The organism is Gordonia sp. NPDC003376 (assembly GCF_053589235.1).
Map to the genome: position 1 here is coordinate 1 of NZ_JBSFRM010000024.1, position 14,199 is coordinate 14,199.

Genomic DNA, 14,199 nt, shown 5'->3' on the forward strand with positions numbered 1-14,199 from the left:
GTCCCTCGCGGTTTTCAATGGAACTCCCGGGCGGTGATGGTGATCGGTTGGCACCTTCACCGTCACCGTCTGGGCCTCCATTCCAGGTTCGACACGACGAACACAAGGCGGGGACTTTCATCTGGCCACCACCGGGGACCTCGATCTGGCCACCAGTGGGGACTTTCTCATGGCCATTCACAGACTCACTCCACCTGCGCCCTGGTTCTCGCGGCGTTGCATTGAGTCACGAACTTCCGCAGCATTTTTTCGGTCTCCTGGGCGACGGAGCTCATCGGAATCCGTCAATGACGCTCACCCGATGCCCATCGACGTGGCTCCATCGCCACTGTGTCTCGACGATCGGCCTGCCCCGTCAGCGAACCCGGCTCGTACTTGCCCGGCGATCGGCGGCGCCCTGCAGATCGATACCTCTCCACTTCCGGGTCCGGCTCCGGAAGGGTGAGATCACCGGTCGGGTGAACTCGTGACCGCGTGGACTGCCGCGACCAGAGCTTCTCGGTGGCCGGCGAGACGTTCTGCGGAACCGTCGGGTTCGGCGGCGAGTGTACGCAGCGCGGGGGAGGCGTTGGCCCACGATGTCGCGATCGCGACGACCAGTGCCAACAGGTCGGCCGGATCGCGTCGGTTGGTGATCACCCCGGCCTGTTGGGCCGCGGCGATGGCAGCGACCTTCGGTCGATAGGTTTCGATCTCGTCGCGACTGGCCTCGGAGCGTTCGAGCTGTGCCCACACGGTCAGTCGAAGCGTGCTCGGGTGTCGGAGAAGGTAGTCGAACAACCGCCCTGCGTAGTCGCCGAGGTCGTCGGCCGTGAACGGGACCGTCTGCGCCATCTCCGACAACGCGTGGGTGACCACGACGTCGAACAAGTCGGCCTTGTTGCCGAAATGTGCATAGATCGAGCGCTTGTTGGCTGCTGCGGACTCGGCGATCCGGTCCACCCGCGCACCCGCCAGCCCGAATTGGGCGAACTCTTCGACACCCGCAGTGAGGATACGGGCCTTGGTAGCGGTCGCATCGGGCGGCACCCAGTCACCATAACGCACCCTAACCAACCACTTGTTGACGATCGGAGCTCATCGCGATACGTTTTGAACGAACTAGATAGTTACATTCCGTATCGGTCCCGCTAGACAGAGGTTTGCGATGAAGGCGATTGTGATGACAGGTGCCGGAGAACCCTGGCAGGTTCACGAGCTACCGATCCCCACCATCGAGCCGGGCCAGGTGCTGGTCAAGGTGCATGCGTCGGGGATGTGTTACACCGACGTGTGGGCGACCGAGGGATACGGCGGCGACATCTATCCGCAGACTCCCGGGCACGAGGTCGTGGGGGAGATCGTCGACGTCGGTGCGGGAGTGCACGGGCGGCAGGTCGGGGATCGCGTGGGAACGACGTGGGTTCAGCAGGCGTGTGGTCGGTGCGACTACTGCTTGCAGAACCGGCCGTTGAGCGGCCAGACCGCAATGAACTGTGTGAGTCCTCGAACCACGGGCTTCGCAGCGCAGGGCGGGCACGCCGAGTACATCGCGGTCGCTGCCGAAGGAACGGTCCTGCTGCCCGACGGACTGGACTACGTCGATGCCGCCCCGATGATGTGCGCCGGGTACACCACGTGGAGCGGTCTGCGGGATGCCGCGCTGCAGCCTCGGGAACGAATCGCGATCCTGGGTATCGGCGGATTGGGACACGTGGCCCTGCAGCTTGCTCACGCGACCGGATACGAGACGATCGCCATCACCCACTCTCCGGACAAGCGTGACCTGGCCCGGCGACTCGGCGCCGACCACGTCGTGGCCAACGGCACCGAACTCCGCGACCTCGGCGGCGCGGATGTCCTGCTGGTCACCACGAATTCCTTCGATGCGGTCGAGGGAACCCTGGTGGGGCTACGCCCCAACGGCCGAGTAGTGGTCAGTGGGCTGGACTTCACACGGCCGTTTTCCATTCCCTCTGACGGAGTGCCGTTCCACATGATGCGCCACAGCGTCATCGGGTCCACACACGGCGGGCTGGACAAACTGAGCGAAGTCCTCTCGCTCGCCGGAACCGGTGCGGTCAAGCCCATCACCGAGCAATTCGGCCTCGACGACGCGGCCGAGGCGTACGACCGCCTGAAGTCGGGAAGGATGCGCTTCCGCGGCGTCTTCACTCCCGCCGTTCGCTGACCTCCACCCGGTGACGACGGACCTGCCCGCCCGCCTCGAGCACGGGCTTCCCTGTCCACATGTTGCACGAATATCGCTGACTCGCAAGGGCATCCACCAGATCCCCGGTGAACGACAGCATCCCGCGCCGTTCGACGAGAAACGCCGCGCTGATGCTCCCGCCGCATCGAGGTACTCGCTCCATCCAGATAGGACCCCAGGGTGACCGACTCGTTGATTTCGTCGTCGAGCAGCCCGCGGTATATCGATCTTCGCCGGTTGCACCAGTTCGTCATCGCCGTCGATTCCCCATCGCTACGCGTCGCGGCAGAACAGCTGTTCGTCACCCAGCAAGGGCTCTCCGCATCTCTCCGGCAGCTGGAGGCAGATCTCAATCTGGAGCTGTTCGTCCGAACGAATCGCACCCTTCGCGTATCGCCGGCAGGAGCGGAACTCTATCGACGTGCCCCCGCGCTGTTGGCGGGAGGACGGAGCGCGCTCACGGCAGTCCACCGAATCGTCGAGGAGGCACCACCGTTGTATGTCATCGGGCATACCCCGGATATCTCTGGCGAGGAAGTGCACCAAATCCTTGCACCACATCTGCCCGCACTCTCCGGACAACCGTTCCGGGTCGCCGAGGTCTATCCAGACCGAATCAGGCAGGAACTGCTCGAGGGACGCATCGACTTGGCGCTTCGGCGCACCATCGATCGTTCGCTCGACCTCGACTCCCGTGTGATCGCCTATCATATTCTGCGGCTGGCCGTTTCGTCCCGACACCCCTTGGCTGCGAGGTCTGAGGTCTCGATCGCCGACCTCGCGGACTTCCCGGTGGTGGTCGGCGAACCCGAGCACCGGTCTCTCTATACGGACTACCTGGTGGCCCTCTGCCATCGCGAAGGATTTCAGCCGCAGCTCGTCACCAACCCGATCCAAGGCACTCCACCCAGCACGATCATCGCGTCGAGCACCACGAAATGCGCATTCGTCACCGACCCGACCGGCCTCACCTACGGCGGGCAGCTCCGGGTGATCGACTTCGACGACCCGCCGAAAGTGCCGGTCCAGGCCGTGTGGTTGCCGCATACGGCATCCCCGGTCCGCGACCGGCTGGTGAAGGACGCGGCAGACTGATCCCCGACGTCTCGTGGCGGCCGCTCGCGCACGGTCAGGTGGCGAGGGCGTCGACGTAGGCGTGGACGCGCTCGAGCATTCGGTCGAGCGGCATCTCGTGCAGACGCATGAGGTTCTGGATGCTCATCCCGTCGATCATGGCGACGAGATTGTCGGCGAACTCGACAGCGTCGCCGTCGACGATCTGTCCGCGCCGCTGTCCGGTCGCCACCAGCGACCGCACCAGGTCGCGCCACTGGCCGTAGAGCCGAGAGTTGATCTCCTGCAACGTCTCGTCGCGCATGCCCTGGGCCCACAGTTCGGCCCACACCCGCCAGGCCCGGATCGAGTCGTCGGTCATCGGAAGGTAGCTGATCGCGAGACGACGCAGGGTACGGAGGGCATCGGTGTGGCCGGCCTCGAGGAGTTCGCGGCGGCTCTGCAGCGAACGTTCGTAGTTGAGTTCGAAGGCCGCGTTGATCACGTCACGTTTCGACTCGAAGTAGTAGTGGATGGTCCCCGACGACACCCCGGCCCGCTCGGCGACGTCGGCCATCCGCAGCGACTGCATGCCGATGTCGGCGATCACCTCGCACGCCGCAGACAGGATCTGCTCGCGACGCAGCGCCTCGACGTTCGGGCGTGGCACGATCGGGGATTCCTTCCGGATGGGCGGGGCGGCCTCGGACCGGCCACCCGATCGACTCGGGTGGCCGGTCCGGACTCACGAGGTGGTCATGCAATCGATGGGGTTCGGCGGTCCCTGGCCGGTCGGGCGGGGACCGCCGAACCCGCTCATCTCATGCCAGGTAGCCCGGCAGGATCTTCGACATCATCTGCTCGGCCTCGGCCAGGATGGTGTCGACGACGCTCTGGACCGGTGCGATGTCGTCGATGAGACCCTGCACCTGGCCTGCCCACCACATGCCGTCGTCGAGGTTGCCCTTCGCCAGGACCTGCTCGCGCCCACGCGCCCCGGACGCCAGTTCGGCGACGTCGGCGAAGGTGGCGTCCGGTCGGGCACCCAGTTCCCGGATCCGCTCGGAGATCGCGTTGCGCGCCACCCGCGCGGTGTTGCGGAACTCGCGGAACACCATGACGGTGTCGCGCTCGTCGTTGGCCACCAGCTGTTCCTTGACCCGCGGATGGATCGGGGCCTCGTCGGTGGCCATGAACCGGGTGCCCATGTTGATCGCATCGGCACCCAGCGCGAGGGCGGCAACGAGCCCGCCCCCGGTGGCGAATCCGCCCGAGGCGACGATCGGCACGGTGAGAACCCGTGCGGCCGCGGGGATCAGGATGAGCCCGGGAACGTCGTCCTCGCCGGGGTGTCCGGCACATTCGAAGCCGTCGATGCTGATCGCATCGACACCCTTGCGCTCCGCCGACAACGCATGGCGGACGCTGGTGGCCTTGTGGATCACCTTGATCCCGGCTGCCTTGAAGTCGGGCAGGTGCGGTGCCGGGCTCGACCCGGCGGTCTCGACGATCGTGATGCCGGATTCGACGATGACCGCACGATACTCGTCGTACGGAACGGGATTGCGGGTCGGCAGGATCGTCAGATTCACCCCGAACGGCATGTCGGTCATCGACCGGGTGCGGGCGATCTCGGCGGCGAGGGCCTCGGGTGTGGGCTGACTCAACGCGGTCAGGAAGCCGAGCGCTCCCGACTCCGCCACCGGCGCAATGAGTTCGGCGGTACCCAGCCCGGTCATCCCTCCGCAGACCAGCGGATGGGTGACACCGAACTCCTGGGTGAACCGGGTGGTGATCACGTCAGTTGTCTCCTTGGTTCGAATGGTCGGCGACGGTCAGAGGTTGCGCGAGATGATCAGCCGCATGATGTCGGAGGTGCCCTCTTCGATCTCCTCGAGCTTGACGTCGCGCATCCACTGCTCGACGGGGTACTCGCGTGAGTAGCCCCAGCCGCCGAGGGTCTGCATCGCGGCGTGGGTGACGAACATGGCGGTCTCCGACGCCTGGAGCTTGGCCCGTGCGGCGAGCCCGGTGACGTCGTGGCCGGCGTCGAGCCGGCGGGCGGCGTGCAGGGTCATCAGCCATGCCGACTCGATGCGGGTGGCCATGTCGGCCAGGCGGAACGCCACTGCCTGGTGCTCGATGATCGGTTTGCCGAACTGGGTTCGCTGCCGGGCGTAGTCGAGCGCGAACTCGTAGGCCGCGCGGGCGGATCCGGTGGCCGCGGCCGCCAGGACGATCCGCGACACGTCGAAGGTCTTCATCAGACCGGTGAAGCCCTGCCCCTCCTCGCCGAGTCGGTTCTCCTCGGGCACGAAAGCCTTGTCGAAGAAGATCTCTCGGCACACGATGGCCCGCTGACCCATCTTCTTCATCGGGTCGCCGAAGGTCATCCCCGGGGTGTCCTTGTGCATCAGGAACGCCGACACACCGCGCGACCGCAGGCTGGTGTCGGTCTTGGCGAACACCACGTACTGGTCGGCGAGACCGCCATTGGAGATCCAGGCCTTCTGGCCGCTGATCTCGTAACCGCCGGAGACACGGTCGGCGCGGGTGGTGATCGACGCGGCATCCGAGCCGGAGCCGGGCTCGGTGGTCGCCAGTGCGGTGTAGAGCGGGCTCTCCCCGGTGAGCGGGCGCAGCCACTTCTCCTTCTGCTCAGGGGTTCCCAGCACGAGCAGGGGATCGCCGAAGAAGCCGTTGGAGCACACGAAGTTGCCGATTCCGGGGTCACCCCAGCACAAGACCTCCTGGACGAGGCACTGGGTGAACACGTCGGTGAAGCCGCCGCCGCCGTACTCCTCGGGCAGCATGAAGTCGGTGATGCCGGCCTTGGCGGCCTTCTGGAAGACGTCGGTGGGGGAGACGGTGTCGGCCTCGTCGACCTCACGGCCGCGCGGACGGATCTCCTTCTCCGCGAACTCGGTGCACAGGGCGATGATCGCGCGCTGTTCGTCGGTGAGGGGCCAGTATTCGGTGGTGGTGGACATCGATGCTCCTGGGGTTGTGGGTATGTGGATGGGCGTGAGAATCATCGGTAGAGCGGGCTGAAGGGGAGTGAAAATGGTTGTTGCCGAGGGTGATCGATCGAGGGATGTCAGAGGTGGATCGCGGTCAGTTCGGTGAACTCGACGAGGCCCTCCACGCCGAACTCCCGCCCGAATCCGGACTCCTTCCATCCCCCGAACGGGGCGTGGACGGAGAACTCGGCCTCGTTGACGAACACCTGCCCGGTGTCCAGGCGCGCCGCGATCGCGGCGGCGCGGTCGGTGTCGGCCGACCACACCGCGCCGGCGAGACCGTACGGGGTGTCGTTGGCGATCTCGATGGCGTGCTCGTCGTCGCGATAGCCGTGCACGACGAGCACGGGGCCGAAGATCTCCTCCTGGCTGACCGGGTGATCGGGGTCGAGTCCGGACACGATCACCGGCCCCTGGAAGTAGCCGGTCGACGGGAGCGGACGCGGCGCAGGGGAGTCGATCGTGGCCCCGGACGCCGCGGCGGCGGCGATCCGGGTACGCACCTGATCGCGCTGGGCGGCACTGATCAGCGGACCGAGTTCGGTTGCGGTGTCGGTGGGATCGCCGACCACCATCTCCGCGGCACGTGCGGCGGCGATCTGCACGGCCTGCCCGAGGAGGTCCTCGGGTACCAGCAGTCGGGTCCAGGCGCTGCAGGTCTGTCCGGTGTTGAGCATGCAGGCGTCGACGCTCCGGCGCACCGCGGTGGCGAGGTCGGCGTCGTCGCAGACGATGCTCGCCGACTTGCCGCCGAGCTCGAGGGTCACCCGCGCCACCCTGTCGACGGCCGCGGCGGCCACCGCCCGCCCCACCCGGGTGGAACCGGTGAACGAGACCAGGGCGACGTCGGGATGGGCGGCCAGGGAGGCCCCGACATCGACACCGGTACCGGGGACGAGATTGACGACGCCGGGGGGCAGGCCGGCCTCGACGCTCGCCTCCGCGAACAGATACGCCGACAGCGGGGTCAGCTCGGAGGGCTTGTGCACCAGGGTTGTTCCTGCGGCCAGCGCCGCACCGGCCTTGGCCGCCAGTTGGTAGAACGGGTAGTTCCACGGCGTGATGAGCCCGACCACACCGGCGGCCCGATGAAGCAGGCGGACGTTGTCGCGGGTCTGGACGAACTCGAACGACCGGGCGTAACCGGCTGCGGCCGAGAGGATGTCGAGGGAGGCGTCGATGTGCCATTCGCGGGCCACCGCGATCGGGGCCCCGACCTCGGCGACGGTGAGATCGACCAGCTCGTCGCGGCGGGACCGCAGCACCTCGACCAGGCGGTCGATGTGGTCGGCGCGGACCTCCGGTGGCGTCGTCGACCAGGCGGGCAAGGCCGCCCGAGCTGCCGCGACGGCCTCGTCGACCTCGCCGGGGCCGCACAGGGCGCCACGGCCGACATGCTCTGTGGTGGCGGGGTTCTCGATGTCAAGGGCGGCGGCGACCGGCTTCCAGCGGCCTCCGATCAGGGCGTCGTCGCGGTCGGTTCTCATCGTCGGTCCTCGATGTCTGCGCGGCGGACGACGAGCGCATCGGCGGCGAGCGAGCCGCCGGTGCCGACCCGGACGGGATTGATCTCCAGTTCGGCGATGGTGTCGTCGGCGACGAGGATCTCCGAGACCCGGGCGATCACCGCGGCCAGCGAATCGACGTCGACGGCGGGTTTGCCGCGCCATCCGGTGAGCAGCTTCCAGGTCCTCAGGGTGGTGAGCATGTCACGCGCGGTGGCGATACCGACGGGGGCCAGCTCGGTGCGCACGTCCTGCCAGAGTTCGGCCTCGGTGCCGCCGCCACCGACGGTGATGGTGGGGCCGAGGTCGCGGTCGCGGCGTGCCCCGACCAGGATCTCGACCACGTTGCGATCGGTGTCCTGCTCTTCGAGGACGTACTCGCCGTCACCGAGTCGGTGCTGCATGTCGAGCAGCGCGGCGGTGGCCTGCGCGGCATCGGTCAGGCCGAGGGCGATCCCGCCGACCTCGGTCTTGTGGGCGATCCAACCGGCCTTGAGTACGTAGGGGGCGGTCAGCTCCTCGGTGGCTGCCTCGACGTCGGCGCCACATGCCACCGTGCGCGCGGGAGTGAACCGGATTCCCTGCTCCTGCAATGAGTCCCGGGCGCGTCCGTAGGTTTCCGACGGGCCGATCCGGAGGGGGGCCAGCGGGGAGGCGGTGCGTCCGGGATGGATGCGCAGGAGGTTGGCGTGGCCGAGCGAGCGGAGGGTGCGCGCGATGTCGTGGTGCACCGGGATCCCGTGTTCGCGGAGTCGGTGGACGGTGGGGGAATCGGCGCTCATGCTGTGCACGATGAGCGGAACCCGATGCCGCTCGACGAGTGCGGCGAGCTCGTCTGCGACGTCGAGCTCGAGTGGGATCAGGCTCGGGGTGTCGGTGCCGTAGCACCCGAAGTAGCCGGTCAGGACCACGGCGTCGACCTCGCCGGAGGTCGCGAGCGTCCGATACATCTGCGCATAGGTGCGCAGGTCGGCTTCCCCGGCGCCGGCCAGGTCGATCGGGTTGGACGTTGCCGCCGCCGTGGTCAGGTGGCGCTGCAACTCGGTCCGGAGGTCTGCCGACAGGGACGGGACGTCGAGGTCGGCTCGGCCGGCGACGTCGGCGGCGATCCCGCCCTGGCCGCCGCTGTCGCTGACGATCGCGACGCGGTTGCCTGCCGGGATACCGACCGAGCCGAGGATGCCGGCCAGGTCGACCAGTTCGAGCGGGGTGTCGACCCGGACGGCCCCGGCGGCCCGGCAGGCGGCGTCGATGAGGTCGGTGGACGAGGTCAGCGAACCCGTGTGGCTGGCCGCGAGTCGTCGGCTGCTCTCGCTCGCGCCGGTCGACAGGACGATCACGGGCTTGCCGGCATCACGTAGCTTCCGCAGCGCCGCAACGATTTCCGGTCCGCCGTCGAAACTCTCGAGGTAGACCGCCACCGCTTCGGTGGTGGTGTGGGTGACCAGGTCGTCGAGCACGTCGCGGGCACTCACGTCCCACTGGTTGCCGACCGAGACGAACCGCGAGACGCCGAGACCGGCGTCGTCGGCGAATCCGGCGATCTCCGAACCCAGTTGACCGCTCTGCGAGACGATCGCCAACGCTCCCTTGGTGAACTCACCCCAGGCCAGCCGGAGGTCGGCCTCGGCATCGAAGAGGCCCAGGCTGTTGGGTCCCACCATCCGTGCGCCGTGGCTGTCGAGCACCTCGCGGACGGAGTCGGGTGCGCTCAGAGCGGCGGTGATGGTCAGGAACGCCTTGGTGCCGAGAGCGGCGGCATCACGCACCACGCCGGCCACATGGCTGCCGGGCACACAGACGACGACCAGCTCCGGGACGCCGGGGAGGTCGGCGATGTCGGCGTAGGTGGGATGGCCGAGGACGTCGTTGCCGGTGCGGTTGACCAACCAGACCTTGCGTTGCGCCATGCCGGTGAGGGCGCCCTTGGCGATCCAGTGTCCCCACTTGGTCGGATCTGCTGAAGCCCCGACCACCGCCACCGATCGCGGGGTCCGGAAGGCGGCGAAGGCAGCGTCGGTGGGCTGGACGGTCGACAGGCCGGGGCTTGCACTCAAGGGATGTCCTTTCGCGGGACGGGGAAAGAGGGGATGACGGCGGCGGCATCGGATCGCGTCGTGCCAGGTGACGGCGGTGCCGGCGTGGTCGCGATGGCCGCGGTCGGCTCCGGCAGTCGGGGCGTGGTGAACGAAAGCTATGCGATAACTGGTCCGTCAGTCAACTATCTTTCCGACTTTCCCGTTCTGCGTGCGGCGGGCGACGGGATCGGCTTAAATATTGATTGACTAGTCGATCAGTAACCCCCTGAATCGTCTCCCACCCCGCGGTACGGCCGGGCGCGAGGCATCACAATGAGTGCAACCGCCGACGCATCTGCGCGCTCTCGGTGCGCATGGCAGTCAAGGAGTCTGACCACAATGACAGGAACCTCATCACCCGGGTCGGCGGAGTACGAGTCCGAGCTCGAACGCCGGATCGGCCTCCTCGAGTCCGAGGAGACCGAGGAGGCCGTGCTCGACGACCTCCCGACCCGGGACATCGTGTGCGCCGTGATCGGTCTCGCCGTGATCGTGATGGCGCTGATCGCGTGGGGGTACCCATGGTGACGGCCCCCGACAACACGGATGCCGAGAACACGGGCGATGCTGCCACCAACGAACTCCCCCTGCTCCGGTCCGAGCGGATCTGGTCGTTCCGCAAGTACAGCGGCATGAACATCACCTTCTCCATCGCCACGTGGGCGTTCCTGCAGGGCGGTGCGGTTGCGGCGTTCGTCGGCGCGAAGGCGGCGATCGCGAGCATCGTCATCGGATACGGGATCAGCGTGCTGCTGGTCTCGCTGGCGCCGTGTATCCCCACGGCCAAGTACGGATTCGAGATGTTCTACGGACTCCGCAGCATCTTCGGCCCGCGTGGCATCAAGGTGATCATGGTGGTGATCGCCATCGAACTCGCCGCCTGGGTCGCTCTTCTCGGCATCACGGTGGGGCACTCGGCGACCAACGTCGCCGATTCGGTCACCGGATCGGCGTGGGCGACATCGCCGGCGGTGGTCACGGTCGCCGCGCTCATCGCGATCGTCCTGTCGTGGGTGCTGCTGTCCAAGGGGCCCGAGCGGGTGGGGCGCGTGGGTGACATCGCGGCACCGGTGCTGGTGGTCATCACGGTCGCGATGCTCGTCATGATCTTCACCAAGGTGTCGGTGTCGGAGCTGTTCGCCGCCCAGCCGCTGGTCCCGATGGAGAACAAGCACCTCGCCTTCATGATCGCCGTCGAGTTGAACATCGCGGGCGGCTTCGCCTGGTATCCGGCCATCGGAAACCTCGCCCGACTCACCAACACCCCGCGAGCCTCGTTCTGGCCCAACATGCTCGGTCTGTTCGCCGCATCGTCGTTCGCCGCGATCGTCGGTGCCTTCGCCGCACTGACCCTGGGGTCCGACGACCCCACGGTCTGGATGATCCCCCTCGGCGGTGCGGTCCTGGGGATCCTGATCCTGGCGTTCATCGCCTTCGCGAATCTGACCAGCATGGTCACCCAGGCGTACTCCGCACTCATGGTCACGCTCGGGATCAATGCGTCCATCAAGAAGATCCCGTGGATCCTGCTCACCGCCCTGTTCCTGGTCCCGGTCGGGGTGATCTGCTTCTTTCCCGAGTTCCTCTACGACAGCTACGGCCGGTTCCTCACCTGGGTTGCCACGCTGATGGCCCCGCTGTGCGCCATCCAACTGGTCGACTTCTTCATCCTCCGGCGTCGGCGGATCGATCTACGCGACCTGTATGCCGGTGTGGGGGTGTCGAACTACTCGTACTGGCGTGGATGGAATCCCGTCGCGTTCGGAGCCCTGGCCTTGGGTGTGGCCACCTATGTCACGATGCTGCATCCGGTCAGCTATGAGCCCAACCCCGGGTTCCAGTACCTCGGTGCGTCACTGCCGTCGTTCCTCGTGGCCGGCGTGTCGTACCTGCTGGGCACGGTGCTGATCAACCGGCCGGCCGGGCGTGGCGGCTACCGCCCCGTTCCGGAACCGCAGGTGGTGCGGCAGGATTCGTCGTCGCGTCGGGCGGCGACCGCAGGAGAACCGACGGCATGAGGACCGGGCGTATGAGAGCTGGACGTATGAAAACCATTGCGTGGCAGATCATTCGAGGAACGGAGAAGAAGGCGGCATGAGTACTGTTCGAGGTGCGGTCCTCGAGGCCACGCGCCGGGTCCGCGTACGCGACATCCAGCTCGACGGACCCGGGCGCGACGAGGTCGAGGTGAAGGTGGCTGCGGCCGGGGTATGCCACTCGGATCTGCATGTGGTGACCGGGGAGTGGGAGGTCGCCACCCCGACCGTCCTCGGCCACGAGGGGTCCGGCGTCGTCACCGCGGTGGGGGAGGGGGTCACCTCCCTCGCGGTGGGCGATCACGTGGTGCTCTCGTGGGTCGCCAACTGCACCCGGTGCCGACACTGTCGGGCCGGTCGTCCGGTCCAGTGCAGCACCTACGCCGAGATCATCAGCCCCCGTGGGGTTCTCTTCGACGGAACCAGTCGGCTTGGTGTCGACGGCGACACCGCCTACCACTACCTGGGTGTGTCCTCCTTCGCCGAGCGCGTGGTGGTGCCCGCCACCGGCGCGGTCAGGGTCCGCAAGGATGCGCCCCTGCAGGACATCGCACTCCTCGGCTGTGGCGTCGCGACCGGGGTCGGTGCGGTCCGCAACACCGCGCGGGTCGCCCCGGGGGCCACGGTCGCCGTGATCGGTTGCGGCGGAGTCGGATTGTCGTGCATCCAGGGTGCCCGCAATGCCGGTGCGGCCACCATCGTCGCCGTCGACGTCGTGGCCTCGAAACTCGATCTCGCCCGCACCCTGGGTGCCACCGACGTCGTCGACACCAGCGGTGTCGCCGATCCCGGTGCGACACTGCGCGAGGCGATGCCCGACGGCTTCGACTTCGTCTTCGACGCCATCGGCCGGGTGTCGACCACCGAGACCGCGATCGCCTCGCTGGCGCTCGGTGGGGCGGCCGTCATCGTGGGCATGCCGCCGACGGGCAGCGTGGCCCGGTTCGATCCGCTCGCGCTCGCCGCCGCCGATCAGCGGATTCTCGGATGCAACTACGGCTCGATCGTGCCCTCCCGTGACATCCCTGATCTGGTGGACGACGTGATGGACGGTCGTATCGACCTCGCCTCGATGATCTCCGCCCGACGGCCGTTGTCGGAGGCCGCCGACGCACTGGCCGACCTGGAATCGGGAGGTGCACTCCGTCAGCTGCTCATCCCCTGAGCTGCCGGGCTAGCGGGCGGGGGAGCGTTCGTCGCTGTCGGGGTCGGGGTTGGCGCTGTCGGGGTTGGTGGCGTCCGGATCTGTTCGGTGCGAACCGGATTCGCTGACGGCCGCGTGCTCGACGGTCAACAGGCTTGCGGCACTGTGTTCCTCGTGGAACGCGGCCTCTCCGCCGTGCACGCCGAAGAGTCGCTTGCTCCAGATGAGCCACACCACCGCGGCCACGTTCACGACCAGCAGGGCCAGCCGGACGAACGTGATCCGCTCGGTGAGTTCATAGACCTCGAAGGGAATGAAGATGCTGGTGACGACCACCGCGAAGTACTCCCCCCAGCGTCGCGCGAACCATAGTCCGTAGCACTCCACGAATTGGCTTGCCGCATAGACGATGAGCGCGCACCCGACAAGGACGATCGTGGTGGACGACAGGGTGAACGCCCGCTCGATCAGCTGCACCATCCTGGAATCGTCGATGTTCCAGCCGAGTTGGTCGGCGATCGGCTTCAGCAGCGGCAACTCGGCGTCGAACTTCTGGGCGATCGTCTGCTGGCTGTGGCGGATCTCGATCACCAGGATCCCGGCGATCAACAGGAACAGACCGCGCAGGAGCCGTTCGACTGCGAGGACGCGCATGATGATGAGGTCGCGCAACAAAGCCCCGCGCGGAACCTCCGGGGCCTTGTCGGCGGGGCCGTTGCCGCGGGGCGGACCGACGACGAAGTCACCACATCGGAGGCATCGCCACGCCTGACCTGCCGCGCTCTCCACGTGGAGCCGGTCGGCCAGGGCCGCCTCATCCGGACGGTAGGTGTGATGGCCGCGAACGCCGCACGACAGCAGTTCCCAGTTCATTGGCTGAGGATAAGGGACTGGTGTTCATCTGTACCGACTCCGCGGTCGCGTCCGGTGCTGGTTTCGCCGGTCCTGCCGATGAGGGGCTTCGGGTGGTGTTCACCTTTGAGGTGGTCGCGGACACCGTCGGGTTGCGGGGTCTCGACTCGGGTCCTCGCGATGCTCGGTCCCGGCTCGACCACCAAGAAACGGTGGTTGAGCTGCTGAGGAGCGCAGCGACGAGGCGTGTGTGTTTGGTGGTTGAGCCGCTGAGGAGCGCAGCGACGAGGCGTGTCGAAACCTCTGTCGGCCGGGTTCGG

13 protein-coding genes are annotated in these 14,199 nt (G+C 67.3%); 6 read left to right on the top strand and 7 right to left on the bottom strand.

What is annotated here, in order from left to right; genetic code table 11:
* Window positions 1-447 precede the first annotated feature (447 nt).
* The gene (locus ACWDUA_RS20110; RefSeq protein WP_449752776.1) at window positions 448-1,056 is read right to left on the bottom strand and encodes a TetR family transcriptional regulator; all 609 of its coding nucleotides are present in this window, start codon (window positions 1,054-1,056) and stop codon (window positions 448-450) included.
* Window positions 1,057-1,162: 106 nt separating this feature from the next.
* On the opposite strand from ACWDUA_RS20110, the gene ACWDUA_RS20115 reads away from it, so the two are divergent.
* Together ACWDUA_RS20115 and ACWDUA_RS20120 are read left to right on the top strand one after the other, a co-directional pair.
* On the top strand, window positions 1,163-2,170 hold the full coding sequence (locus ACWDUA_RS20115; protein ID WP_449752777.1) for an alcohol dehydrogenase catalytic domain-containing protein: 1,008 nt from the start codon (window positions 1,163-1,165) through the stop codon (window positions 2,168-2,170).
* 201 nt (window positions 2,171-2,371) lie between these two features.
* Complete coding sequence (locus tag ACWDUA_RS20120; RefSeq protein WP_449752778.1) at window positions 2,372-3,286, top strand: LysR family transcriptional regulator; 915 nt, start codon at window positions 2,372-2,374, stop codon at window positions 3,284-3,286.
* A 34-nt stretch (window positions 3,287-3,320) separates the two neighbouring features.
* Here ACWDUA_RS20120 and ACWDUA_RS20125 read toward each other — a convergent pair whose 3' ends face one another.
* The 5 genes from ACWDUA_RS20125 to ACWDUA_RS20145 all read right to left on the bottom strand — a co-directional run bounded on the left by ACWDUA_RS20125 (window position 3,321) and on the right by ACWDUA_RS20145 (window position 9,826).
* Window positions 3,321-3,914 carry a TetR/AcrR family transcriptional regulator gene (locus ACWDUA_RS20125; RefSeq protein WP_449752779.1) on the bottom strand — a complete coding sequence of 198 codons (594 nt, stop codon included), beginning with the start codon at window positions 3,912-3,914 and terminating at the stop codon, window positions 3,321-3,323.
* A 151-nt stretch (window positions 3,915-4,065) separates the two neighbouring features.
* A complete protein-coding gene (locus ACWDUA_RS20130) occupies window positions 4,066-5,043 on the bottom strand; it encodes an NAD(P)H-dependent flavin oxidoreductase (RefSeq protein ID WP_449752780.1) in 978 nt (325 codons plus the stop codon).
* Window positions 5,044-5,079: 36 nt separating this feature from the next.
* Entirely contained in the window at window positions 5,080-6,234 is a 1,155-nt protein-coding gene (locus tag ACWDUA_RS20135; protein ID WP_449752781.1) for an acyl-CoA dehydrogenase family protein, read from the bottom strand.
* 107 nt (window positions 6,235-6,341) lie between these two features.
* Window positions 6,342-7,751 (bottom strand): aldehyde dehydrogenase family protein, encoded by a 1,410-nt coding sequence (locus tag ACWDUA_RS20140; protein WP_449752782.1) that lies wholly within the window; start codon window positions 7,749-7,751, stop codon window positions 6,342-6,344.
* Window positions 7,748-9,826: an acetate--CoA ligase family protein gene (locus ACWDUA_RS20145; RefSeq protein WP_449752783.1), complete on the bottom strand. Its 2,079-nt coding sequence runs from the start codon at window positions 9,824-9,826 to the stop codon at window positions 7,748-7,750. Before ACWDUA_RS20145 ends, ACWDUA_RS20140 begins: the two co-directional genes overlap by 4 nt.
* Window positions 9,827-9,859: 33 nt before the next feature.
* On the opposite strand from ACWDUA_RS20145, the gene ACWDUA_RS20150 reads away from it, so the two are divergent.
* The 4 genes from ACWDUA_RS20150 (at window position 9,860) to ACWDUA_RS20165 (ending at window position 13,048) form a co-directional block, all read left to right on the top strand.
* Complete coding sequence (locus ACWDUA_RS20150; protein ID WP_449752784.1) at window positions 9,860-10,054, top strand: hypothetical protein; 195 nt, start codon at window positions 9,860-9,862, stop codon at window positions 10,052-10,054.
* A 132-nt stretch (window positions 10,055-10,186) separates the two neighbouring features.
* Window positions 10,187-10,375, top strand: a complete 189-nt coding sequence (locus ACWDUA_RS20155) for a hypothetical protein (RefSeq protein WP_449752785.1) — start codon at window positions 10,187-10,189, stop codon at window positions 10,373-10,375.
* Window positions 10,369-11,865 carry a cytosine permease gene (locus ACWDUA_RS20160; protein WP_449752786.1) on the top strand — a complete coding sequence of 499 codons (1,497 nt, stop codon included), beginning with the start codon at window positions 10,369-10,371 and terminating at the stop codon, window positions 11,863-11,865. Before ACWDUA_RS20155 ends, ACWDUA_RS20160 begins: the two co-directional genes overlap by 7 nt.
* A gap of 76 nt (window positions 11,866-11,941) precedes the next feature.
* Window positions 11,942-13,048, top strand: coding sequence for a zinc-binding dehydrogenase (locus ACWDUA_RS20165; RefSeq protein WP_449752787.1), 1,107 nt, complete (start codon window positions 11,942-11,944; stop codon window positions 13,046-13,048).
* A 9-nt stretch (window positions 13,049-13,057) separates the two neighbouring features.
* Here ACWDUA_RS20165 and ACWDUA_RS20170 read toward each other — a convergent pair whose 3' ends face one another.
* Window positions 13,058-13,900 (bottom strand): DUF2127 domain-containing protein, encoded by an 843-nt coding sequence (locus ACWDUA_RS20170; RefSeq protein WP_449752788.1) that lies wholly within the window; start codon window positions 13,898-13,900, stop codon window positions 13,058-13,060.
* Between the last annotated feature and the right edge of the window lie 299 nt (window positions 13,901-14,199).

Coding starts and splice junctions, on each gene's coding strand:
- ACWDUA_RS20165 (WP_449752787.1), top strand. CDS start 11,942: ATGAGTACTGTTCGAGGTGCGGTCCTCGAGGCCACGCGCCGGGTCCGC.
- ACWDUA_RS20135 (WP_449752781.1), bottom strand. CDS start 6,234: ATGTCCACCACCACCGAATACTGGCCCCTCACCGACGAACAGCGCGCG.
- ACWDUA_RS20160 (WP_449752786.1), top strand. CDS start 10,369: ATGGTGACGGCCCCCGACAACACGGATGCCGAGAACACGGGCGATGCT.
- ACWDUA_RS20155 (WP_449752785.1), top strand. CDS start 10,187: ATGACAGGAACCTCATCACCCGGGTCGGCGGAGTACGAGTCCGAGCTC.
- ACWDUA_RS20170 (WP_449752788.1), bottom strand. CDS start 13,900: ATGAACTGGGAACTGCTGTCGTGCGGCGTTCGCGGCCATCACACCTAC.
- ACWDUA_RS20140 (WP_449752782.1), bottom strand. CDS start 7,751: ATGAGAACCGACCGCGACGACGCCCTGATCGGAGGCCGCTGGAAGCCG.
- ACWDUA_RS20150 (WP_449752784.1), top strand. CDS start 9,860: ATGACGGCGGCGGCATCGGATCGCGTCGTGCCAGGTGACGGCGGTGCC.
- ACWDUA_RS20115 (WP_449752777.1), top strand. CDS start 1,163: ATGACAGGTGCCGGAGAACCCTGGCAGGTTCACGAGCTACCGATCCCC.